Here is a 22818-nt window from a genome sequence, read left to right as displayed (position 1 = left end):
GGGTGTTCGGCGCGGCTGCTCGTAATCTCCGGGCCGTCCTATGACGCCGGAGCCATGACGGCCCAATTTCTGCTGATGCCGGAACGTTCGCCGTCCCGTCCGCCCGGACGACAGGTGCTCCTGTCGCCCGATCCGGTTCGCATCTCAGATCCAGTTGCCTTGGACGACCTGCCGGTAGATGGCTGACAGCCAGTTGTCGCCAGCGGCTTCGGGGCGCAGGCCGCGCCCGGTCAACAGGGCATAGCTGTCACGATACCAGTCCGTATCCTGATAGTTGTAGCCCAGGATTGCCCCGGCCGACTGTGCCTCGTCCGTCAGGCCAAGGGCCAGATAGGCCTCGACCAGGCGGTGCAACGCTTCGGGCGTGTGGCGGGTCGTCTGATAATCCTCAACGACGACACGGAACCGGTTGATGGCCGCCGTATAATGTTCGCGGCCAAGGTAGTAGCGGCCGATCTCCATCTCCTTGGCCGCCAAGTGGTCGAACGCCAGGTCGAACTTGACCATCGCATCCGCGGCATAAGGGCTGTCCGGATAGACCTCGATCAGGGTGCGGAGCGCCTGAAGCGCCTGGAATGTCAGGCCTTGGTCACGACCCACGTCATCGATCTGGTCATAGTAGCTGAGCGCGAGGAGATACTGCGCATAAGCCGCGTCCTCCTCGGCCGGATAGAAGTCGAGGTATCGTTGCGCGGCGGCCCTCGCCTCCTCGTAGTCGCGGTCGCGGTGAAAGGAGAACGCCGCCATGATGAGCCCGCGTTTGGCCCATTCAGAGTACGGATAAAGGCGTTCGATCTCCGAGAAATAGAACGCCGCATCATCCTCGCGCCCGTCCTCGAGCATCGATTCCCCGCGCAGGTAGATCTGCTCGGGAGTCAGCGAGTCGAGCGCGCCAGATTCACGAAAGCCATCACCTGCCGTCTTGCCGCACGCCGACAGGCCGACCGCCATCGCGATCCACAATGCTGCCCGTCCCCACCCTCTCGCCATCCCGCGCCTCGCCGCAGTTTGTGATTGGAGGACCGCCAGAGTCCCCGTCCCGGCTCGATTAGCACGCTTTCAGAGGGGGCAAAATCCACATTCGCCCACGACCGTGCGACTCACGCCACGGCTTGCAAGTCGGCCAGTCCCGCATCGACGACGCCCGCGCCCAGAATCCGGCTGCGCGTAGCCTCGTCGCAGGGGACCCGCCGCCAAGCCTCGGGCCTGGAGAACAGAGCCCGCAGAAGACGGTTGGTGATCGCATGACCAGCCCGCACGCCGACATAGCGTCCCAGGATCGGAGACCCGGCCGTGTAAAGGTCCCCCACGGCATCCAGCATCTTGTGCCGCACGGCTTCGTCCGGGTGGCGCAGCCCCCCTGGCGTCAGGACCCGAGCTCCGTCGACGACGACCGCATTGAGGAAGGTGCCGCCCAGCGCCAGACCCTGCTTGCGCATAGCTTCCACGTCCGAGGCCCTGCAGAAGGTCCGGCTGTCGGACAGTTCGCGCAGGAAGGCGTTGCCGATCAGGTCGAGTGTCCGTTCCTGATGGCCGATGGCGGCGTCCGGGAAATCGATGACGAAGGCCATGCTCTGGTGGTCCGAGGGCTCCAGCCGGGCCATCGCGGCTCCGTCCCGCACCTCGACCGGCTCCAGAACCTCGATCAGTTCCAGCGGCTCACTCGACGCGATGAGGCCTGCCCGGAGAATCGCCTGGACCCAAGGCGCCGCGGATCCATCGAGGATCGGCACCTCGGGCGCATCGATCTCGACCAAGGCATTCGTCACCCCCGTCCCCGCGAAGGCCGCCATCAGATGCTCGATGGTCGAGATGCTGACGCCGTCGGCGTTGATGATCCGCGTGTTGAGAGGAGAGACCTGCACACGATCCCAGCTGGCCGGGATCACCGCGACCCTGTCCGTGATGTCCACGCGACGGAACGTGATGCCGGTCCCGGGCGTTGCCGCCCGGAGTGTGACGCGCACCGGCGCGCCGGAATGAAGCCCGATTCCCGCAACGGTGACGGGCTGGAGGAGAGTCGTCTGCACGGCCTTGGCCTTCGTTCTGCTCGGATCCATGAGATAAGAACCCGGCCCCGAGTCGCCAATTCACGTATTCTGACTCTTTGAAACAGTCCGCTGGCCCGGAATCCCAAAGGGCCGCCCTTGCGGACGGCCCTTCAGATCTTGCTGGGCCAAAGGCTCAGTTCGCCTGGCGACGAAGGAAGGCGGGAATGTCGGCCCGCTCCTGCTCGGCCTCGGGCTGCGCCTCGTAGGACGGGCGCGGCGCACGCTGGACGGCGGATCCGCCGTTGCCTTCGGCCGCGGGCTGCCCCGTCATGCGGTTGATGAGGGAGTTGATCCCGAAACGCGCCTTGTCGGCCTGCGGCGCGCTGGGCGCGGCACGGGAGTCGGACTGACGCGGATCGGCGGCGCGGGCCTCGGCGGCGCGCGTCGCCATGTTGCGCAGACGGGCAAGCGCCTCGGGCGTCGGCGTCCCGGCCGGAGCGCGGGATGTGGCCTGGGGCAGCGGGGCCTGAGCCGCGGGTTCCGGGCGCGGCCGGTAGGCCGGGGGCGGAAGATCGTCGGCTTCGGGCGCGTCGTACTGCTCGACAGCCGGGGTCGGCTGGACGAAGGAACGCGCCTCGTAGTCCGGTTCCTCGGCGACGGGCTGCACCGGCGCGGGGATCGGCCGGGCCGTGGGGGCCGGCGCCGTCCGGGCAACGACCGGCTGCGGCTGGGGCGCAGGCCGGGCGGCGGGCGGGGCCGCGGCGGGCGCTTCGCTCCGCAGCGGTTCCTTCATCGAACGACGGGGCATCGGCGGCTCGAGACGGCTGGCCGAGGCGTCGATCCCGGTCGCCACGACGGACACGCGCATCTTGCCGCCCATGTCGGTATCGAGCGTGGAGCCCACGATGATGTTGGCGTCTTCGTCGACCATCTCGCGGATCTTGTTCGCGGCCTCGTCGAGCTCGAAGAGGGTCATGTCGTAGCCGCCGGTGATGTTGATCAGCACGCCCTTGGCGCCCTTGAGGCTGATCTCGTCGAGGAGCGGGTTCGCGATGGCCTTTTCGGCGGCATGGGTGGCGCGGTCCGGCCCCTCGGCCTCGCCGGTGCCCATCATCGCCTTGCCCATCTCGTCCATCACGGCGCGGACATCCGCGAAGTCGAGGTTGATGAGACCCGGACGGACCATCAGGTCGGTCACGCCCTTCACGCCCTGGTACAGGACGTCGTCGGCCAGCGCGAAGGCCTCGGTGAAGGTCGTGTTCTCGGTGGCGAGGCGGAACAGGTTCTGGTTCGGGATGATGATCAGCGTATCCACGACCTTCTGGAGGGCTTCGAGCCCGTCCTCGGCCTGGCGCATCCGCTTGGCGCCCTCGAACTGGAAGGGCTTGGTCACGACGCCGACGGTCAGCACGCCCATCTCGCGGGCGGCCTGCGCGATGATCGGCGCGGCGCCGGTGCCGGTGCCGCCGCCCATGCCGGCGGTGATGAAGCACATATGCGCCCCGGCGAGGTGGTCCACGATCTGCTGGATCGATTCCTCGGCGGCGGCGGCGCCGACGGAGGGACGCGCGCCCGCGCCCAAGCCCTCGGTGACCTTCACGCCCATCTGGATCTTGGCGGGCGCGTTGGACTGCTTGAGCGCCTGCGCATCCGTGTTGGCGACGACGAACTCGACCCCTTCGAGCTGCTTGTCGATCATGTTGTTCACCGCGTTTCCGCCGGCGCCGCCCACGCCGAACACGGTGATCCGGGGCTTGAGGTCTTCCTGCCCTGGCAGGGAGAGGTTGAGTGCCATCGCGCTGTCCGCCTGTTTGATTCGTGTTATCGAGCCGCTGTCCGAACGGCCGCCGCCCTGTTCCGATCCGGTCCCGTTCCGGACTTCGCTGACGGTGCCCACCATCCTACTGGGGCCCTCTCGCGCCGTCACGCCAAAAACACACTCGCCGTACAATCTCCATGGGGATAATCATACGCATCCCGCGTGTCGCTGGCGCATCGGCGGGAACTTGCCCGTCACCAGTTATCCTTGAACCACTTCACGGCACGGCGGAAGGATCGGGCGGACTGGCGGTCGGGCGGGATCTCGAAGTCCCACCATTCGTCCTGTGGATTCGCCGCGAACAGCGTGAGCCCGACGGACGCGGAAAAGGCCGCCCCGGTTGCGGCCTGCGGAAGGCCCTGCACGCGCAGCGGCCGCCCCAGCCTGACCTTGCGGCCCAGGATCCGCGCGGCGAGCCCGTCCAGCCCCGGAATGAGGCTGCCGCCCCCCGTGAGGACGATGCTCTGCGACGGAAGCTTGTCGAAGCCCGCCACGTCGAGCCGCGCCCGGACTTCCTCCAGGATCTCCTCGACGCGCGGGCGCATGATGCCGATCAGCTCGGTGCGCGAGACCACGCGGCGGTCATGCTCCCAGTCGCCGGTGTCGCCGCCGATGGGGATGAGCTCCCGGTCGTCCTTGCCGGTGGCCACGACCCCGCCGTAGAGGGTCTTGATCCGCTCCGCCATCGCCATGGGGATCTGGAGACCCATGGAGATGTCCGCCGTGACATGCTCCCCGCCCATGCGGACCGAGTCGGCGTAGACCATGTGCTTGCGCATGAAGACCGACAGCCCGGTCGTCCCGCCGCCCATGTCGATGCAGACCGCGCCCAGCTCCTGCTCGTCCTCGACAAGGCTCGCGATGCCGGACACGTAGGCGGACGAGGCGATCCCCGCGCATTCCAGGTCGCACCGCTTGAGGCAGAGGAGCAGCGTCTCGATCGCGGCGCCGTCGACGGCGAGCAGATGGAGATCCGAGGACAGTCGCTGCCCGACCTGCCCGCGCGGATCGGCCAAGCCGGACCGGTGATCCAGCGACCAGTTCACGGGTTGCGCGTGCAGCACCTCGCGGCCATGGCCGATGTCCGGCGCGTCGCAGGATGCGAGGACACGCCCGATGTCCCAGCCGTCCACCGTCGCCCCTTCGACCTCGGCCTCGCCGAAGAGGCCAAAGCTTTCGGGCCGCGCGCCGGAGAAGCAGACGATGACATGGTCCACCCGCACCTGCGCGTCCTTCTGCGCGGCCTGCACGGCGGTGCGGATCGCCCGCTCGGTCTCGCCCATCGAGTCGACTTCGCCATAGCGCACGCCGCGGGACCGGGTCACGGCGTGGCCGATCACCTTGAACTGCGATTGCCCGGCCATCGGCCCGACCCCGTCGACGGGCTGCGACCGCTGCGGCCCGTCGAACCGAAGCACCAGGCACGCCGTCTTGGAAGTTCCAAGGTCAAGGATGGCGATGACGCCCCGCTGGAGCGCGGCCCGCCGAATGCCGCGCATGAGTCGCTGGGTTTCGTAAAGGGGGCGCATCAGTGATCCTCGAAGACGGGCGCGGCGGCGGCGGTGGTTGCGACGGCTGCCGCAGCGGCGCGGAGCGTCGCCAAGGCAGGGGGGTTCAGGCGGACGGTCGGGCGGTCGCCCAGCCGCATGTCCACGACCGCGACGTCGCGGTCGAGCAGTTCCTGCGCCTGGTGCAGCGCGATCACCCGCTCGAGTGCCTGGACGGGCTGCTCGGTCGGGAGGAGGATCCGGAGATCGTTGTCGAGCACCATGTCCCAGCGCCGTTCGCCCATGCGGACGAGCCCCCGGACCCTCGGCGCGATCGGGGCGGCGGCGGCAAAGAGCGCCAGCGCCTCGTCGATGGCGTCCTTGGCCCCGTCCCCGGCGATCAGCGGCAGGTCGGACCGGTCGGCCCGCTCGGCGATCATGCCGGTCATGACGCCCTCGGCGTCGATCAGGCGAAGGCCGTCGGCATAGCGCCAGACCGCGACGGGGTTGCGCTGCGCCACCGCGATCTCGAGGGTGCCGCCGGGATTCACGCGGACCTGGGCCGATCGCACGGCGGTCAGGTCGGTGATCCGCAGCCGCAGAGCATCCACGTCCAGATCGAAGGAGGACAGCGGCAGGTCGAGCCGGGCCACCTCCCGGATGGCGGCCATGAGCGCACGGTCCGCGCCGGTCACCTCGATCTTCGTGACCATGAACTCGGGGCGGTCTTGGACGGCGTCCTTCCAGGCCTCGAACCGCGCCGAGAGCGCAGCCCGATTGTCAGCCGAGGCGAGCCACAGAAGTGCGATCAGCGTCACGAGGCCGGCGGGCAGCCCCACATGGAACAGGCGCCGGTAGAACGGCGTGAGCATCAGCCGCTGGTAACGGTAGGACCAGACCGAGGGGGCGGGATCGCGGCGTCCGCCCGACGGGGGCACCATGGGCACCCGCAGGAGCGATGGAAGCGTCAGACGCCAGAGCAGGATCAGCGTCCGCATGACGCATCCTCCACCAGCCAGCGGCACAGATCCGGGAAGCTCATGCCGATCGCCTGGGCCTGCTCGGGCGCCAGCGACGTGGGCGTCATGCCGGGCTGGGTGTTCAACTCCAGGACGACGAGCCCGTCCCGGCCCTTGCGCTCATCCCAGCGGAAGTCGGTGCGGGACAGGCCCCGGCAGCCCAGCGCGCGATGGGCCCGCAAGGCAACGTCCAGACAGGCGTCGAAGATGTCCCGAGGCACCTCGGCCGGCACCACATGGCGGGAGCCGCCCGGCGCATACTTGGCGTCGTAGTCGTACCAGCCGTCCGTCAGGATGTCGGTCACGGTCAGGGCCCGGTCGCCAAGGACGGCGGTCGTCAACTCGCGCCCGGGGGCGAATGCCTCGACCATGACGGTGTCCGGCATCGACGTGGACAGCCGTGGAGGAGAGTTCGCCCCTTCCGGCACGATATAGACGCCGACCGACGAGCCCTCGTTGTTGGGTTTCACCACGTAGGGCGGCGGCATGAGGTGACGCGACGCCGCCTCGTCCCGGGGGGCGAGCCTGCTTTCCACGACCGGCAGCCCGGCCGCGCGGAACGCATCCTTGGCGCGCTGCTTGTCCATGGCAAGGGCCGAGGCCAGCACGCCCGAGTGGGTGTAGGGAATGCGGAGCCATTCCAGCAGGCCCTGGACGCAGCCATCCTCGCCCCAGCGGCCGTGAAGCGCGTTGAACGCGACCTCCGGCCGCAGCTCCATGAGCTGCCGCGCCAGGTCGAGCCCGGCGTCCACCTCGACGGCATCGTATCCTGCGTCCCGCAGCGCCGCGGCGCATTGCCGCCCGGACGAGAGCGAAACTTCGCGCTCGGCCGATGGGCCGCCCATAAGGACGGCGACTCTGGGACCTGTCCTGCCCGACATGCCCGCTTCTGCCCCATTCGCGGACTCTTCGGTCCGTCTTGTTACACTTTGGCCCCTATCCGGAGCCGCACCGCCTTGCCGTCCAAACACGTGTCACGCGGGCTCGCCGACCCGCATGATTTCCCACTCTAGCCTCACTCCGGCGTGATCGTAAACCGCTTTCCGCACATCCTCGCCCAAGGCTTCGAGCTCGGCGGCGGTCGCGCCGCCGGCGTTGGTGAGAAAGTTGGCGTGCATCGGGTTCATGATGGCCCCGCCCCGCCGCGCGCCCCGCATCCCGGCGTCGTCGATCAGCTTCCAGGCCTTCAGGTCGTGCCTGTCGTCGGCGCGGCCGGTGCTGGAATATCCGGCCGGATTCCGGAACGTGGAGCCTGCGGTCCGGTCCCGCGTGGGCTGCGTCGCGTCCCTCTTGCCGATCTGGTCCTCCATGCGGGCGGCCAGCATCGCCGGATCGCCCACCCCAGCCTCGAACAGGGCTTCGACGATCACGGCGCCTTCGGGAAGCTGGCTGGACCTGTAGGCCAGACCAAGCGCGGCGGCGGGCAGGGTCACAACTTCCCCGCTCCGCAGAACGGCCGTCACCTCGACAAGCACGTCGGCGACATAGGCTCCGTAGCAGCCGGCATTCATCCGCACGGCCCCGCCCACCGTGCCCGGGATGGTCCGCAGGAAGGTCAGATCGCGGCCGCCCTCTGCCGCCTTGCGGGCGACGTGGGCGTCCAGGGCTGCCGCCCCTGCCCTGATCCGTCCGCCTTCGACGGAGATGGCGTTGAACCCCCGGCCCAGCCGGATCACCACGCCACGCACCCCGCCGTCCCGGACGATCAGGTTCGAACCCACGCCCATCGGGAAGACCGGCACTTCGACCGGGAGAGCCGCCAGGAACGTGCTCAGGTCAGCGACATCGGCCGGCTGCACGAGGGCGTCTGCCGGGCCACCGACGCGCAGCCAGGTGAGGTCAGCCAGAGGCCGATCCTCGGTCAGGGTGCCGCGCAAACCGGGCCAGTGCCTCATTCGGCAGGGTCCCGGTGCAGCGCGTGACCAGGATGACGCGACCGCAGCATCAGGCCAAGGAAGGGCCAGCGCAGGATCGCCGCTCCGGCGGCCAAGGTCATCATCCCCAGCACAGGCCCATGCTCCACGGTGAGCCATCCCAGAAGCGGTACGCCGCAGGCCACCAGCAGCGCATCGGCCTTCCACTGGGCGGGACGCGTGGGCATCATGACCGCCAGATTGGCCGCCAGGAACCAGAAGGCCGCCAGGATCAGGGCACCGCTCACGATAACCTCCTTGGCTGCAGGCCGCAGGCACGGATCATCGGCTGTGGGATTCCCGAAGCGTCGCATCGCCCTGGACGGCTCGCACCCACCGACATCATGCCACCTCCCTTGCGTTTCAGGCCGAGGCACTCTCGCGCAGGCGCGCGGGAAGGCCATGCGCCCAGGCGCTGATATTGCCGGCCCCCAGGCACACCACGATGTCGCCGGGACGTGCCTGTTCCCGCACCAGCCGCGCGAGATCCTCCTCGCCGGTGACGGCGCGGGCGTGGCGGTGGCCGTGGCGGATCAGGCCCGACACGAGGTCATCGCGCGACACGCCGGGGATGGGCTGTTCGCCCGCCGCATAGACCTCGGCGATGCCCACGACGTCGGCCTCGTTGAAGCAGGTGCAGAACTCCTCGAAGAGGTGATGGAGCCGTGAATAGCGGTGCGGCTGGTGCACGGCGATGACCCGCCCCTTGGAGGCCTGCCGCGCGGCCTTGAGAACGGCGGCGATCTCCACGGGGTGGTGGCCGTAGTCGTCGATGATGGTGACGCCATCGACCTCGTCCACCTTGGTGAAGCGCCGGTTCACGCCGCCGAAGCCCGCGAGGGCCGTGCGGATCTCGTCCTTGCTCATGCCGAGGTGGCGGGCGACGGCGATGGCGGCCAGCGCGTTCGACACGTTGTGGTCGCCCGGCATCGGCAGGGTCATGCCGTCGATGCGGTCGTCCTCGCTTTGCAGGATGACGTCGAAATGCGCGACGCCGTTCTCGTAGGTCGGGCGGGTGGCGCGCACGTCGGCCTGCGCGTTGAAGCCGAAGGTGCGCACGCGGCGGTCGGTGACGCGGCCCACCAGCGCCTGCACCTCGGGGTGGTCGGTGCAGCAGACCGCGAGGCCGTAGAAGGGGATGTTCGACACGAAGTCGTAGAAGCCCTTCCGCAGCGCCTCGATGGTGCCCCAGTGCTCCATGTGCTCGGGGTCGATGTTGGTCACGATGGCGATGGTGGCGGGCAGGCGGTTGAAGGTGCCGTCGCTTTCGTCGGCCTCGACCACCATCCACTCCCCCTGCCCGATGCGGGCGTTGGAGTTGTAGCGGTGGATGATGCCGCCGTTCACGACCGTCGGATCGAAGTTCCCGGCATCGAGCAGCGTGGCCACCATGGTCGTCGTGGTCGTCTTGCCGTGCGTCCCGGCGATGGCGACGTTGGACCTGAGCCGCATGAGTTCGGCCAGCATCTCGGCGCGGCGCACCACGGGCAGGCCCTTGCGGCGCGCCTCGTCGAGTTCCGGGTTGCCCGGCTTGATGGCGGAGGAGATGACGACGACCTCGGCGCCCTCCAGGTTCTCGGCCCGCTGGCCGATCTGGATCGTCGCGCCAAGCTTGGCGAGACGGCCGGTGATGTCGCTGTCCCGCGAATCCGAGCCCTGGACGGTGTAGCCCATGGTCAGCAGCACCTCGGCGATGCCGGACATGCCGATCCCGCCGATGCCGACGAAGTGGATCGGACCCACGTCCTGGGGCAGCTTGGTCGGCCGCTGCATGGAAAATCCTCCGTCCATCATTTGCGGCCCCCCTTGTTGCCGTCCACGAGTCCCTCGACAAGCTCTGCAAGGCGTTCCGCCGCGTCAGGCTTCGCATAGGCCAGCGCGGCGCGGGACATGGCGAGCGCGCGGCCGGGGTTGGTCAGAATCGCGAGGATGCGCTGCGACAGCGCCTCCGGCGTCAGCCGGACCTCGGGAACCGTTTCGGCGGCCCCCACGGCCTCGAGACCGCGGGCGTTGGCGGTCTGGTGGTCCTCGGTCGCGGCGGCATAGGGGATCAGAATGGCAGGACGGCCGATCACCGACAGGTCCGCGATGGTCGAGGCCCCTGCCCGGGCGACCACGAGCTGGGCCAGCGACATCCGCACCGGCACGTCGTCGAAGAAGGGGCGGATGTCGGCCTCGATGGCCTCGTCGCGGTAGAACCTGGCCACCCGCTCCAGGTCCTCGTCGCGGGCCTGCTGGCTCACCCTGAGCCGGGCGCGAAGTTCCATGGGAAGGGCGGCGATCGCCGGCGGCACGACATCCGACAGGATGCGCGCGCCCTGGCTGCCGCCGATGACGAGGATCTCCATAGGGTAGTCGCCCGGGGCGATGTAGCTGGCGCCGGCCTTGTCCAGCACGGCCCGACGGACCGGGTTGCCGACATGGATCCCCTGAACCCCCTTCGGCAGCGCCGCGGGCCATGTGCCGCAGGCCACGAGGTTCACCCGCGGCGCGAACAGGCGGTTCACCCGCCCCAGCACGCCGTTCTGCTCATGGATCATGCGCGGGATCCGCAGGGCCGTCGCTGCCGCCAGCGCCGGGATCGAAGGATAGCCGCCAAAGCCCACCACGGCGGCGGGCCGCGCTGCCGCCATCCGCAGCACCGAGCCTGCGATGCCGCCGCCGACCCTCAGGGGCACGAGCGCCTTCGCCGCCGCGCCGCCCCGCGCGGTCGTCGCGCTCGAGACGACCTCGCGCGCGACCTCGGGCGGGAAGCCCTTGGCGTAGCGGGCGCCGCGCGCGTCCGTGGACAGCGTGACCCGCCATCCGCGCGACAGCATCGTCTCGGCCAAGGCCTGGGCGGGGAACATGTGCCCCCCCGTTCCACCCGCCGCGATGACGAGATGACGGCTCACCGACGGCTCCTCAGGATGTCGCCCATGGTGCCCTGGGGCCGCGACCGCGTCATGGCCAGGAGCATCCCGACCGCGATCCCGCCCGCGATGAGCGAGGAGCCCCCGTAGCTCACGAAAGGCAGCGTCATGCCCTTGGCGGGCAGCAGGCGCACGGCCACGCCCATGTTGATCATCGCCTGCACCCCGAAGGAGCACGCGAGCCCCGTTCCGGCGAGGCGGATGAACATGTCCCGTTCGCGCGTCAGCCGCACGAGCGAGCCCACGACGATGAAGGTGTAAAGCGTGATGATCGCGAGCACGAGGATCAGCCCGTACTCCTCGGCGGCGACGGCGATGATGAAGTCGGTGTGCGCGTCGGGGAGCGACCATTTCACCTCGCCCTCGCCCACGCCCACGCCGAAGAAGCCGCCTTCACGGATCGCGTTCGTCGCATAGCCCAGCTGGGTTCTCGGATCGACCTCGGGGCTGAGGAAGCCGTTGATCCGGCGGGCGAAGTGCTCCGAATGCTCATAGGCCACGGTGCCGGAGAAGGTCACGAGCCCCGCCAGCACGAGGAGCAGCGTCATCGGCGCGCCGGCGACGAAATACATGACCCCCCAGGAGAAGAGGATGAGCGCCGCCTGCCCGAAGTCGGGCTGCAGCGCGAGCATGGTCACGATCAGCACCATCAGCCCGAAGGACCAGAGCCGTCCGGGCGGCCCGTCGCGGTCCTGCGCGGCGGCCATGAACCAGGCCGCCAGAACCACGAAGCCGGGCTTGAGGAACTCGGACGGCTGAAAGCTGATGAAGCCCAGCGAATACCAGCGGATCGCGCCCTTGCCGAAGTCCGTTCCGGCAAAGGGCAGCGCGGCGAGGGCGACGAAGCTCAGCGCGAAGCCGATGACGGCGATCCGCCGCACCTGCACCGGGGACAGCATCGACACGAGCAGCATGACGACCATCGCCATGCCGCCGAACATCGCCTGACGCTCGACATAGTGGAAGGGCGGCAGCCCGTTCCGCGCGGCCAGCGGCGGCGAGGCGGCAAGGCCCAGCAGCAGCCCGATCCCGAACAGGGCCAGGATGCAGGACATCGTCCATTTATCGATCGTCCGCCACCAACGCGGGAGGAGCGGGTCCCCGGATCGTACCGGGACCAGCCCATGGACCATTTCCGTCATGGATCACCGCCAACTGCCTCGTGTGGCCCGGTTCGCCCAGGTCTAGGGGTCAGGATAGCCGAGACGCCGCTTTGACGCTAGGCGGAAAACGGCGCGGGGGCGTTTCGCCCTGAAACATGGTCCCTCGCCACGCGCCGCGATGCCGCATCCGCTTGCGCCGGACAAAGGGCTCGCGCATCTCCCTGGCATGGAGATCGAGACGCTCATCCTTGGGGCCGGCGCCGCCGGGCTGTTCTGCGCCGCCCAAACGGGCCAGGGCGCGGTCGTGCTGGACCATGCCGCGCGTCCGGCCGAAAAGGTCCGCATCTCCGGCGGCGGGCGCTGCAACTTCACGAACCTGGGCACCCGGCCCGAGGCCTTCCTGTCGAGGAACCCGCACTTTGCCAAGTCGGCGCTGGCCTCCTACACGGCGCAGGACTTCCTGGCCCTTGTCGAGGCGCACCGGATCCCGTGGCACGAGAAGACGCTCGGGCAGCTCTTCTGCGACCGGAGCTCGAAGGACATCGTGAACCTGCTTCTGGCCGAGGCGGAGCGCGCCGACGCCCGGGTCCGGCTGGACACCAGCCTGGGCGAGATCGGCCATGACGGCGACCGCTTCACCGTCGAATCCGACCATGGGGGCCGGCGCGAGACCTGGCGCGCCCGAAACCTGGTGGTCGCGACCGGCGGCAAGTCCATCCCCAAGATGGGCGCGACCGGGATCGCGTACCGCGTCGCGGAACACTTCGGCCTCGCCGTGACCGAAACCCGCCCGGCGCTCGTCCCGTTCACCTTCGGCGAGGGGCGCTTTGCCGAGCTGGCCGGAGTGTCGGTGCCCGTACGCGCCCGCGCTAAGGGCCCGGCCTTCGAGGAAGCCATGCTCTTCACCCACCGGGGGTTGTCCGGTCCCGCGATGCTGCAGGCCTCGAGCACATGGCGCGAGGGCGAGGAGGTCACCATCGGCCTGATGCCCGGGACGGACTGGGCCGCCGCTCTCCGGCAGGGGCGCAGGGCCTCGCCGCGGCAGGCGCTCAGGACCTTCCTGGCCCAGCACCTTCCGGCCCGCCTGACCGACCACCTCGCCAACGAGATGGAGTTGCACGGCAACCTGGCCGGCCTGTCGGAGGCCCGGATCGAGTCGCTGGCGCGCGCGCTGGCCGACTGGCGGCTGAAGCCGACCGGCACCGAGGGCTATCGGACGGCCGAAGTCACCTTGGGCGGGGTGGACACGGCGGACCTGAATTCGCGGACCATGGAAGCCACGTCCGTCCCCGGCCTGTTCTTCGTCGGCGAATGCGTGGACGTCACCGGCTGGCTCGGGGGCTACAACTTCCAATGGGCCTGGGCGTCTGCAGCGGCGGCCGGGCGCGCCATCCGGTCCCGCAGGGCCTGACCCATGCCGGACTGCGGCTGTCTTGGCCGCCATGTCCCGAACGCATGGCTCATCGCCTGAAGAGGCCTTGACCTCCCCGCACGGTTGCATACCTCCCCAAGCCCGATCGTCCCGGACCATCCGGGACCAGCAAGGAATCTGCTCCGTGAGCCTTCTCTTCTCTCCTGCGTCGTTCCGCAGCCTGACGCTCAAGAACCGGCTCGTCGTCGCGCCGATGTGCCAGTATTCGGCCAAGGGCGGCATCGCGAACGACTACCATTTCGCCCACCTCGCCCGTTTCGCGCTTGGCGGCTTCGGTGCGGTCATCGTCGAGGCCACCGCCGTCACCCCCGAGGGGCGGATTTCCTACGGCGACCTTGGCCTTTGGAGCGACGAGCAGGTCGCCCCGCTCGCCCGGATCGCGGCCGTCCTGAGGTCGCAGGGCACCGCGTCGGGGATCCAGCTGGCCCATGCGGGGCGCAAGGGGTCCTCGCCCATCTGGTGGCGCGGTCATTTCAACGAGAGCGACGAGGAGAAGCGCGAAGTGGGCTTCGAGGACTGGCAGGTCGTCGGGCCGAGCGCGATCCCGCAGGTCCCCAACTCCCCCGAATACAAGGTGCCGCACGCCCTGACGGTCGCAGAGATGGACGCGATCCGCGACGCCTTCGTCGCCGCCGCACGGCGGTCGCAGGCGGCCGGGTTCGATTTCGTCGAGGTCCACTCGGCCCACGGCTACCTGCTGCATCAGTTCCTGTCGCCGGTCGCCAACAAGCGCGAGGATGAGTTCGGCGGCTCGCGCGAGAACCGGATGCGGTTCCCCCTGTCGGTGGCCCGCGCCGTGCGCGAGGCCTGGCCCGCGGACAAGCCGATGTTCGTCCGCATCTCGGCCCAGGACGGGATCGATGGCGGCTGGACGGTCGAGGACAGCGTCGTCTACGCCCAGGCGCTCAGGGATCTCGGCGCCGACCTCATCGACGTGTCCTCTGGGGGCTTTGCGGGCGGCCGCATTCCGGTCGGGCCCGGCTACCAGGTGCCCCTCGCCCGGCGCGTGAAGCACGAAGCCGGCATCCCCACCATGGCCGTGGGCCTGATCACCCGGGCCCGGGAGGCCGAGGAGGTGATCGAGGACGGCGATGCCGATCTCGTGGCGCTGGGCCGCATGGCTCTGGATGACCCGAACTGGCCGGTCCACGCCCGGCACGAGCTCGACCGGACCGAACAGGCCTATGCCGCTTGGCCCAAGCAGTCGGGCTTCGTCGTTCGTCACAAGGATCAGGCCCTGCGCGAACGCGGTTACGCCGACGCGGAGTGACCAGGCCTAGTGCCGCTCGCCTGCGGCGATGGCGAGCCCCTCGGCGACGGCGGTGAAGGCCGCCGTCTCGACCGGACGGGCTTGGGGGAACAGGGCGGCCATGGCCCGGCGCACCGGGCCGAGGAGGCTCGATCCGCCGACATGCACGACATGGGTGATCGCCTCGGGACCGAGGCCGGCCCGCTCCACCGCGCGCCGCGCCCCCTGGGCCACGGCCTCGGCAAGAGGGCCAAGGTCCATCTCGAGCCGATCCGCGGACAGGGGGGCGGCCAGACGCGGCTCGATCACGCCCAGGTCGATGCGTCCCGACCCGCTGTTCGCCTCAATCTTCCCGGCCTCCACGGCAAAGGCCACGTCGAAGCCCAGGCCCGACTCCAGCACCGAATGAAGCCGCTTCAGCCGCTCGGGCCGTTCGGCCAGCTTGCGCATGCGCGCCGCCTCCCGGGCCATCTCGGGCGTCTGGAGAAAGCCGATCCGTTCCCAGGTGGCGAGGTCGTGGTAGGGCGCGACCGGCACCTCGTGGAGGGCCGTCCCGATCTCGGCCTTGATGCGGCTTCCCAGGCCCAGGAGCGGCATGGCATGGGCCAGGCTCAGCGCCTTGTCCGCGTCCGTGCCGCCCACGCGGACGCCTTCATTGGCCAGCACGGCCAAGCGGCCGCCTTCGGCGCGAAACACGGTGAAGTCCGAGGTGCCGCCGCCGATATCCACGACGATGCCCAGTCCGTCCCTCACGCCGCAGGCCCGCGCGGCGGCCTCGGGCTCGGTGAGCCAGGCGACCTCCTCAAAGCCGGCAAGGCGGTAGGCCTCCTCCAGGTCCACCGCGGCCTGCGCGTCGCGTTCGACTTCGGCATGGAAGATGACGGGTCGCCCGGCGACCACATGGGTCAGCGGCTCGCCCACCTCGGCCTCGGCCCGGCTCCGCAGGCGGGCCAGGACCTCGGCCACCAGCTCGACCAGAGTCATGCGGCGGTTCAGGAGTTGGCGCTGCTCGCGCATGAGCGGCGTTCCCAGGACGCGCTTGATGGCGCGCAGGAACCGCCCATCGCGCCCCGCCACGAGCGCCTCGACCGCCTCGGTCCCGAACAGCATGCGCTTGGTCCCGAAATCCAGGAAGATCGCCGTGGGGACCGAGCTGCGCCCCGGCTCCAGCTCGATCAGGTGGGGGCGGCCCTCATCCAGGACCGCGGCCGAAGTGTTCGACGTGCCGAAGTCCACGCCCAGCCAGCGCGCCATGGTCCTGCCCTCCGCTTGGAAAGACGGCGCGCGTAACCTGCCCGGGGGGGCGGGGTCAAGCCGGGCTTGTCCGTCCGGGGCGGCCCGACCTCGGGTCAGGCCAGCCGGGCCCGCACCTGGGCCACGAAGTCGTCGCCGCGCTTTTCGAAGTTGTCGTACTGGTCGAAGCTGGCCGCGGCGGGGGCCAGCAGCACCGTTTCGCCGGGTTGCGCTTCGTCCATCGCCCGCGCCACGGCACGATCCATGGTCGTGCAGATCTCGCTCTCGATTCCCGGCAGCTGGCGCGCAAAAGCCGCCGCCTCGCGCCCGATGACATAGGCTTTCAGCACGGAGCCCAGGTAGGGCACCAGCGGCCCGAGCCCCCCCTCCTTCTCCAGGCCGCCGCAGATCCAGCGGATCTTCTGGAAGGCCTGCAGCGCCTTGGCCGCCGAATCCACATTCGTTGCCTTGGAGTCGTTGACGAAGGCCACGCCGTTCGCCTCGGCGATGCGTTGGCTGCGGTGCGGCAGGCCCGGATAGGACCGCATCGCGGCCTCGATGGCGCGGGGGCCCAGGCCCAGGGACCGTGCCACCGCCCAGGCGGCGCAGGCGTTCTGGTGGTTGTGCGCGCCGGGCAGGCCCTTGATCTCCCGCAGGTCCACGGAGGCCACCTGCCGCCCCTTGCGCCATTCGGCTAGGAACCCCTTGCGGGCAAAGACCGCCCAGGCGGCGCCCTCGAGCCTGGTGCCCGACGACACCTGGATCACCCGGTCGTCCCCTGCCCCCTCGGACAGTTGGTTTGCGAGGTAGCGTCCCTCGTTCTCGTCGACCCCGATCACGGCGCGGTCGGGACCGCCTTCCGCGAACAGCCGCCGCTTGGCCGCGAAGTAGCCTCCGAGGCCCGCGTGCCGGTCGAGGTGGTCAGGGCTGAGGTTCGTGAAAACCGCGATGTCGGGCGTCAGCGCGCGGGCGAGGTCGGTCTGGTAGCTCGACAGTTCCAGCACCACCACCTCGCCGTCACGGGCGGGCTCGATGTCGAGGACGCCGCGCCCGATGTTTCCGGCGAGCTGCGCGGGCCGGCCGGACTCGGCCAGGATGTGGTGAATCAGCGCCGAGGTCGTGCTCTTGCCGTTGGAGCCGGTGACCGTCACCACCTTGGGCCGGGTGTCGAAGTTGTCCCATTCGGGGGTCGCAAAGGATCGGAAGAACAGGCCGATGTCGTTGTCGACGGGCACGCCGGCCGCCCAGGCCGCGGCGATGGCGGGATGCGGCTGCGGATAAAGGTGCGGGATGCCTGGCGAGGTGATCAGCATCGACACCCCCTCCCACGACCTGGAGCGGGTCAGGTCGCGGACCTCGAAGCCGTCGGCTTCGGCCTGAGCGCGCGCGGGGGCGCCGTCGTCCCAGACCACCACCGTCGCCCCGCCCTGCTCCAGCGCCCGCGCCGTCGCGCGTCCGGATCGCCCGAGCCCCAGCACCGCCACCTTGGTTCCCGCGACGTTCTGAACCGCGATCATGTTGTCCTGCCCCTTGCCGTTCCCGCGCCTTATCCCCGGGCCGGGGCCGGCCCGCAAGCCGACTGCAGTGTCAGGTCAGGGCCTGAGGTCGTAGGTCACCCAGCGCGTCGCCTGGGCGGTCCGGTCGTAAAGCCTGCGCGCCCGATCATTGTCCTGGGCCGTGATCCAGCGGATGACCGACCAACCCCGCGCGCGCCCCTCGCCGGCAATGGCCTGGATCAGGGCCTCGGCCGCTCCCGAGCCTCGCGCCTCCGGGGCCACGAAGAGGTCATCGAGATACCCACCCGTCGTTGCCGACAGCGGACGGGCGAAGGCCCGGAAATGCGCCAGTCCGACAAGGCCGTCGTTCCCCTCGGCCACGAACGCTTCGGTCTCATGGGACGGATCGTGGATCCAGGACCAGACCCGGTCCCGCATCTCGGGCGTTTGCGCCACGCCGTAGAACTCGGCGTAGCCCTGGTAGAGGCGATCCCAGGCCGGGCGGTCGGCCTCCCCGGGCCGGCGGATGCGGATGGTGGTCTGGTTCATGTCGGCTGATCCCTCGCCCGGTCGTTCCGCGTCAGGACGGGCGCGCGGCCCGTCGCCGGGCGCGGCGGTGCAGGAGCCAAAGCAGGATGCTGAGCACGCCCACGCCGACCGCCACCAGACCCAGGTGGTCGAGGAGATGGAGGCTGCCGACCGCACGCTCGATCGTGGCGCCCACGCCGTAGCCCATGCCGGTCAGGAGCGTGGCCCAGACGATCGTCGCCGGGAGGTCGAGCGCAAGGAACCGCCAGGGGGATACCCCGGCGGCCCCGATGGCGGTTGGTCCGGCGATGCGGATGCCCCAGACGAATCGGACGCCGATGATGGCCAGGTTCGGCCGCCGCCGCAGCCAGTCGCCCAGCCGGGCCAGCACCGGCCTGTCGAGATGGTGCCGCACCATCCCGGTCGCGCCGATCCGGCGTCCCACATGGAACCAGAACTGGTCCGAAAGGAACGCCCCGAGGGCGGCCGCGAAGACCGCTTCGCCAAAGCCGAACGTGCCCCGGTGCGCGAGCGCTCCGCCCACCATGGCCGCGGCATCGCCTTCGATGAAGCAGGACGCCGTGACGAGCGGCAGGCCCCAGGCCGTGAGCAGCGCTTCGAGGCCGTGCAGGGCCACCGTTCAGCGCACCTTGAGCGTGGCGAGCCCGATCATCGCCAGGATGAGCGAGATGATCCAGAACCGGATCACGATCTGCGGCTCGGCCCAGCCCATCTTCTCGAAATGGTGGTGGATGGGCGCCATCAGGAAGACCCGCTTGCCGGTGCGCTTGTAGACGAAGACCTGGATGATGACCGACAGCGCCTCGACCACGAAAAGTCCCCCCACGATGGCGAGGACGATCTCGTGCTTGGTGGCGACGGCGATCGCGCCCAGCGCACCGCCCAGGGCAAGGCTTCCGGTGTCGCCCATGAAGACGGCCGCCGGGGGCGCGTTGTACCACAGGAAGCCCAGGCCCCCGCCGATCAGGCCGGCGCAGAAGATCGCGATCTCGCCCGATCCGGGAACGAAGTGGACGCCCAGGTATTCGGAAAAGTCGGTCCGGCCGACGGCGTAGGCGATGGTCCCGAAGGTCGCGGCCGCGATCATCACCGGCATGATGGCCAGGCCGTCGAGCCCGTCCGTCAGGTTCACCGCATTGGCCGCGCCCACGATCACCAGCATGGCGAAGGGCACGAAGAACAGGCCCAGGTGGACCAACGCGTTCTTGAAGAAGGGCAAGGCGAGCTCGTTCGACAGCCCGGCGGGGTGATAGGCGGCGGCCCAGATCCCCGCGATCGCCGCCACGAGAAAGCCGATGGCCAGCCGCACGCGCCCCGACACGCCGTCCGAGGTCTGCTTGGTCACCTTGGCGTAATCGTCGGCAAAGCCCAGAAGGGCGAAGCTCAGCGTGACGAAAAGGACCATCCAGATGAACGGATTGTCCCACCGCGCCCAGAGCAGGGTCGAGGTGAGGAGCGCCCCCACGATCAGGAGGCCCCCCATCGTCGGAGTGCCCGCCTTGACGAAATGCCCCTGCGGCCCGTCCACCCGGATGGGCTGCCCCTTGCCCTGCTTGACGCGCAGCCAGCCGATCAGCCTGGGCCCGAAGGCGAATCCGAAGACCAGCGCCGTCAGGAACGCCCCGCCGGCGCGGAACGTGATGTAGCGGAAGAGGTTGAACGCATCGCCCCCGTCCGACAACGCTGCCAGCCAGTAGAGCATTCCTCAGCCTCCCTCGATGGACGGCGCGCCTTGCCCCATCCGGCGAATGGCGTCAACGACCAGGGACACCCGGCTTCCCTTGGACCCCTTGACCAGCACGATGTCCCCGGCGTCAACGAGCCGGCGAAGCTGCGGGACCAGGGCCTCGGGCGCCTCGACCCACTGTCCCCTGCGATCCACCGGCAGGGCGTCGTGCAGGGCGCGCATCCTGGGCCCCACGCAATGAACGACCTGCACCGCCTCCATGGCCGGGTCCTGGGCGAGACTGGCGTGAAGCGCGATCTCGTCGCCGCCCAGTTCCAGCATGTCGCCCAGCACCGCGATGCGGCGCCCCTTCTGGACCCGCCCTGCCCCGTCTTCCGGAAAGAGCCCGGCCAGGACCGCCAGGCCCGCCGCCATGGAGGTCGGGTTCGCATTGAACGCGTCGTCGATCAGGGTGATCCGGCCATCGCCCCAATCGAGTTCCTCGCGGCCGCCGCGGCCCTTGGGCGCCGTCCAGGCCGCGAGCCCGTTGAGCGCCAGCCCCCGGTCGGCCCCGAGCGCCTCGGCGGCGGCCAGCGCGCCCAGAGCGTTGAGCGCGAAGTGGCGGCCTTCGGTCCCGACCTTGAGATGGATCGGCGTGGCCCCGGCCTGCGCCCGGGCGACGGTCGCCCCGCCGGAAACCCGGACGTCGATCAGGCGATACTGGCTGTCCTCCGGGGCGCCGAAGATCACGATTGCCGCTCCGGCCCGTTGGGCGGCGGCGACCAGGATCGGAAGCTGCGGGACGTCGCCGGGCAGCACCGCGACGCCTCCGGGCTCAAGCCCTTCGCAGATGGTGGCCTTCTCCTCGGCGATGCCGTCCAGGCTCCCGAAGGCTTCCAGATGGGCGGCCCCGACGGTCGTCACGAGCGCCACATGGGGCCGCGCCTGCCGCGCCAGGGGGGCGATCTCGCCCGGATGGTTCATCCCGATCTCGATCACGGCGTAATCGGTATCGGCGGGCAGCCTGGCCAGAGTCAGCGGCACGCCCCAGTGATTGTTGTAGGACGCCTCGGCCGCATGGACGGAGCCCTGCGGGGTCAGGGCGGCGCGCAGCATCTCCTTGGTGGAGGTCTTGCCCACAGATCCCGTCACGGCGACCACGCGCGCCCGGCTTCGGGCGCGGGCCGCACGGCCCAGATCCTCCAGCCCCCTCAGCACGTCCGGCACCACAAGGAGCGGCGCATCCTCGGCGACGCCGTCGGGCCGATGGGTGACCAAGGCCGCCGAGGCGCCCTTTGCCAAGGCCTGAGCGACGAAGTCATGGCCGTCCCGCTGGGCGGTCAGCGCCACGAACAGGTCGCCGGGCCGGAGCGTTCGCGTGTCGATGGACACGCCGCCCGCGACCCAGTCCAGCGTCGTGGTGCCACCCGTCGCGGCCACGGCGTCGCCTGACGTCCAAAGGCTCATGCCCGGCCCTCCAGGACGGCCACGGACACGCTGGCCTGCTCCACGTCGTCGAAGGGAAAGATGTCGGTGCCGACGATCTGACCCGTCTCATGGCCCTTGCCGCAGATGAGCAGCGCGTCGCCCGGTCCCAGAGCATCGACGCCGCGCAGGATGGCCTCGGCCCGGTCCCCCACCTCGCAGACCTCGCCCCCGGCTTCGCGCACCCCGTCCAGCACGGCGGCGCGGATGCTCGACGGGTCCTCGCTGCGCGGGTTGTCGTCGGTCACGATCACCTGGTCCGCGTGCAGCGCCGCGGCGGCGCCCATCAGGGGCCGCTTGGTCCGGTCGCGATCTCCGCCGGCCCCGACGATGGCCACGATCCGTCCCATCACATGGGGCCGCAGCGCCCGCAGCGCGGTTTCGACCGCATCGGGCGTGTGGGCATAATCCACGAAGACCGATGCCCCGTTGCCGCGCCGCGCGGCCAGCTGCATCCGGCCCCGCACGGTCCGAAGCTCGGGCAGGACGCGGAACACCGCCTCGGGGTCCTCCCCGGCCCCGATGACGAGGCCCGCGGCCACCATCACGTTCGAGGCCTGAAAGCCCCCGATCAGGTCCAGCCGCGCCTGACGCGGCTCGCCCTGCCAGGCAAAGCGGATGTCCTGCCCCGTCGCGTCGAACCGCTGCGCCAGAAGGCGCAGGCGCGCCCTCTCGGAGTGGCCGGTCCCGATGACCTCCTGGCCGCGCGATGTCGCGATGGTGGCGACGGCTGGCCCCTTGGGGTCGTCGAGATTGACCACCGCCACGCCGTCCTCGGTCATGACGGCCCGGAAGAGGCGCATCTTGGCCTCGAAGTAGGCCTCGAAGGTCTTGTGATAGTCGAGATGGTCCTGCGTGAAGTTCGTGAAGCCGGCCGCCGCCAGCGAGACCCCGTCCAGCCGCCGCTGATCGAGCCCATGGGACGAGGCCTCCATGGCCACATGGGTCACGCCCTGCCGCCGGGCCTCGGCCAGCACGCGATGGAGCGTCAGCGGGTCCGGGGTGGTGTGGCGCAGCGGGTGGCTCCAGGCGCCCTCGACGCCCACCGTCCCGAGGTTCACCGCCTTGTGCCCCAGCGCCATCCAGATCTGGCGCGCAAAGCTCGCCACGCTGGTCTTGCCGTTGGTGCCGGTGACGGCGACCACAGTCTCGGGATGGGGTCCGAACCAGAGCGCGGCCGTACGGGCCAAGGTCTGCCGGGGATCCTCGGCCAAGACCAGGACGGCATCGCCCAGCTTGCCCTGGGCGATCCGCGCCCCTTCGGCATCGGTCAGGATCGCGGCGGCGCCGCGCTGGACGGCCGCTTCGACATAGGCCGCGCCGTGGATGGCCGACCCGGGCAGGGCCGCGAACAGATGGCCGGGGACCACGGTCCGGCTGTCCACCGACAGGCCCGTCACCTTCAGATCGCGTCCGGCGGGAACGGTCAGGCCAAGTTCGGCCAAGGTCATGGTCTCGGCCATC

At 70.0% G+C, this 22818-nt stretch carries 20 protein-coding genes; 2 read left to right on the top strand and 18 right to left on the bottom strand.

Annotated elements, in window-relative coordinates; genetic code table 11:
• Nucleotides 1-144: 144 nt before the first annotated feature.
• From J3P31_RS05330 to ftsW, 11 genes are all read right to left on the bottom strand, one after another.
• The gene (locus J3P31_RS05330; protein ID WP_210527374.1) at nucleotides 145-990 is read right to left on the bottom strand and encodes an outer membrane protein assembly factor BamD; all 846 of its coding nucleotides are present in this window, start codon (nucleotides 988-990) and stop codon (nucleotides 145-147) included.
• Nucleotides 991-1100: 110 nt separating this feature from the next.
• Nucleotides 1101-2030 carry a UDP-3-O-acyl-N-acetylglucosamine deacetylase gene (gene lpxC / locus J3P31_RS05325; RefSeq protein WP_210527373.1) on the bottom strand — a complete coding sequence of 310 codons (930 nt, stop codon included), beginning with the start codon at nucleotides 2028-2030 and terminating at the stop codon, nucleotides 1101-1103.
• Nucleotides 2031-2184: 154 nt separating this feature from the next.
• The gene (gene ftsZ / locus J3P31_RS05320) at nucleotides 2185-3786 is read right to left on the bottom strand and encodes a cell division protein FtsZ (RefSeq protein ID WP_210527372.1); all 1602 of its coding nucleotides are present in this window, start codon (nucleotides 3784-3786) and stop codon (nucleotides 2185-2187) included.
• 218 nt (nucleotides 3787-4004) lie between these two features.
• Nucleotides 4005-5339 carry a cell division protein FtsA gene (ftsA, locus tag J3P31_RS05315; RefSeq protein ID WP_210527371.1) on the bottom strand — a complete coding sequence of 445 codons (1335 nt, stop codon included), beginning with the start codon at nucleotides 5337-5339 and terminating at the stop codon, nucleotides 4005-4007.
• The gene (locus J3P31_RS05310) at nucleotides 5339-6295 is read right to left on the bottom strand and encodes a cell division protein FtsQ/DivIB (protein ID WP_246849312.1); all 957 of its coding nucleotides are present in this window, start codon (nucleotides 6293-6295) and stop codon (nucleotides 5339-5341) included. The genes ftsA and J3P31_RS05310 overlap by 1 nt, the downstream gene beginning before the upstream one ends.
• Nucleotides 6283-7197 carry a D-alanine--D-alanine ligase gene (locus J3P31_RS05305; RefSeq protein WP_210527370.1) on the bottom strand — a complete coding sequence of 305 codons (915 nt, stop codon included), beginning with the start codon at nucleotides 7195-7197 and terminating at the stop codon, nucleotides 6283-6285. Before J3P31_RS05305 ends, J3P31_RS05310 begins: the two co-directional genes overlap by 13 nt.
• Before the next feature lie 93 nt (nucleotides 7198-7290).
• The gene (gene murB, locus J3P31_RS05300; RefSeq protein ID WP_210527369.1) at nucleotides 7291-8211 is read right to left on the bottom strand and encodes a UDP-N-acetylmuramate dehydrogenase; all 921 of its coding nucleotides are present in this window, start codon (nucleotides 8209-8211) and stop codon (nucleotides 7291-7293) included.
• Nucleotides 8208-8477: a DUF2484 family protein gene (locus tag J3P31_RS21595; RefSeq protein WP_210527368.1), complete on the bottom strand. Its 270-nt coding sequence runs from the start codon at nucleotides 8475-8477 to the stop codon at nucleotides 8208-8210. Before J3P31_RS21595 ends, murB begins: the two co-directional genes overlap by 4 nt.
• Nucleotides 8478-8592: 115 nt before the next feature.
• The gene (murC, locus tag J3P31_RS05290) at nucleotides 8593-10002 is read right to left on the bottom strand and encodes a UDP-N-acetylmuramate--L-alanine ligase (protein ID WP_210527367.1); all 1410 of its coding nucleotides are present in this window, start codon (nucleotides 10000-10002) and stop codon (nucleotides 8593-8595) included.
• A gap of 17 nt (nucleotides 10003-10019) precedes the next feature.
• On the bottom strand, nucleotides 10020-11123 hold the full coding sequence (locus tag J3P31_RS05285; protein WP_368373022.1) for a UDP-N-acetylglucosamine--N-acetylmuramyl-(pentapeptide) pyrophosphoryl-undecaprenol N-acetylglucosamine transferase: 1104 nt from the start codon (nucleotides 11121-11123) through the stop codon (nucleotides 10020-10022).
• Nucleotides 11120-12283, bottom strand: coding sequence for a putative lipid II flippase FtsW (gene ftsW / locus J3P31_RS05280; protein ID WP_210527366.1), 1164 nt, complete (start codon nucleotides 12281-12283; stop codon nucleotides 11120-11122). The genes J3P31_RS05285 and ftsW overlap by 4 nt, the downstream gene beginning before the upstream one ends.
• Nucleotides 12284-12422: 139 nt before the next feature.
• Between ftsW and J3P31_RS05275 the strand changes: the two genes are divergently transcribed.
• Both J3P31_RS05275 and J3P31_RS05270 read left to right on the top strand, forming a co-directional pair.
• Nucleotides 12423-13655, top strand: coding sequence for a BaiN/RdsA family NAD(P)/FAD-dependent oxidoreductase (locus J3P31_RS05275; protein WP_246849313.1), 1233 nt, complete (start codon nucleotides 12423-12425; stop codon nucleotides 13653-13655).
• Nucleotides 13656-13800: 145 nt separating this feature from the next.
• Complete coding sequence (locus J3P31_RS05270; RefSeq protein WP_368373021.1) at nucleotides 13801-14946, top strand: NADH:flavin oxidoreductase/NADH oxidase; 1146 nt, start codon at nucleotides 13801-13803, stop codon at nucleotides 14944-14946.
• A 6-nt stretch (nucleotides 14947-14952) separates the two neighbouring features.
• Here J3P31_RS05270 and J3P31_RS05265 read toward each other — a convergent pair whose 3' ends face one another.
• From J3P31_RS05265 to J3P31_RS05235, 7 genes are all read right to left on the bottom strand, one after another.
• On the bottom strand, nucleotides 14953-16179 hold the full coding sequence (locus J3P31_RS05265; RefSeq protein ID WP_210527364.1) for an Hsp70 family protein: 1227 nt from the start codon (nucleotides 16177-16179) through the stop codon (nucleotides 14953-14955).
• A gap of 95 nt (nucleotides 16180-16274) precedes the next feature.
• Nucleotides 16275-17675, bottom strand: a complete 1401-nt coding sequence (gene murD / locus J3P31_RS05260; RefSeq protein WP_210527363.1) for a UDP-N-acetylmuramoyl-L-alanine--D-glutamate ligase — start codon at nucleotides 17673-17675, stop codon at nucleotides 16275-16277.
• Nucleotides 17676-17750: 75 nt separating this feature from the next.
• Complete coding sequence (locus tag J3P31_RS05255) at nucleotides 17751-18203, bottom strand: GNAT family N-acetyltransferase (RefSeq protein WP_210527362.1); 453 nt, start codon at nucleotides 18201-18203, stop codon at nucleotides 17751-17753.
• A 31-nt stretch (nucleotides 18204-18234) separates the two neighbouring features.
• Nucleotides 18235-18819, bottom strand: a complete 585-nt coding sequence (locus tag J3P31_RS05250; RefSeq protein ID WP_210527361.1) for a DedA family protein — start codon at nucleotides 18817-18819, stop codon at nucleotides 18235-18237.
• A 3-nt stretch (nucleotides 18820-18822) separates the two neighbouring features.
• Nucleotides 18823-19905, bottom strand: a complete 1083-nt coding sequence (gene mraY, locus J3P31_RS05245) for a phospho-N-acetylmuramoyl-pentapeptide-transferase (protein WP_210527360.1) — start codon at nucleotides 19903-19905, stop codon at nucleotides 18823-18825.
• Nucleotides 19906-19908: 3 nt separating this feature from the next.
• Nucleotides 19909-21336 (bottom strand): UDP-N-acetylmuramoyl-tripeptide--D-alanyl-D-alanine ligase, encoded by a 1428-nt coding sequence (locus J3P31_RS05240; RefSeq protein ID WP_210527359.1) that lies wholly within the window; start codon nucleotides 21334-21336, stop codon nucleotides 19909-19911.
• Nucleotides 21333-22817 (bottom strand): UDP-N-acetylmuramoyl-L-alanyl-D-glutamate--2,6-diaminopimelate ligase, encoded by a 1485-nt coding sequence (locus J3P31_RS05235; protein WP_210527358.1) that lies wholly within the window; start codon nucleotides 22815-22817, stop codon nucleotides 21333-21335. Before J3P31_RS05235 ends, J3P31_RS05240 begins: the two co-directional genes overlap by 4 nt.
• Between the last annotated feature and the right edge of the window lies 1 nt (nucleotide 22818).

This window comes from Rubellimicrobium arenae (assembly GCF_017916275.1).
GTDB lineage: Bacteria > Pseudomonadota > Alphaproteobacteria > Rhodobacterales > Rhodobacteraceae > Rubellimicrobium > Rubellimicrobium arenae.
Note: the sequence above shows the minus strand (reverse complement) of the source record. Positions and strands in the feature narration are given on the sequence as shown.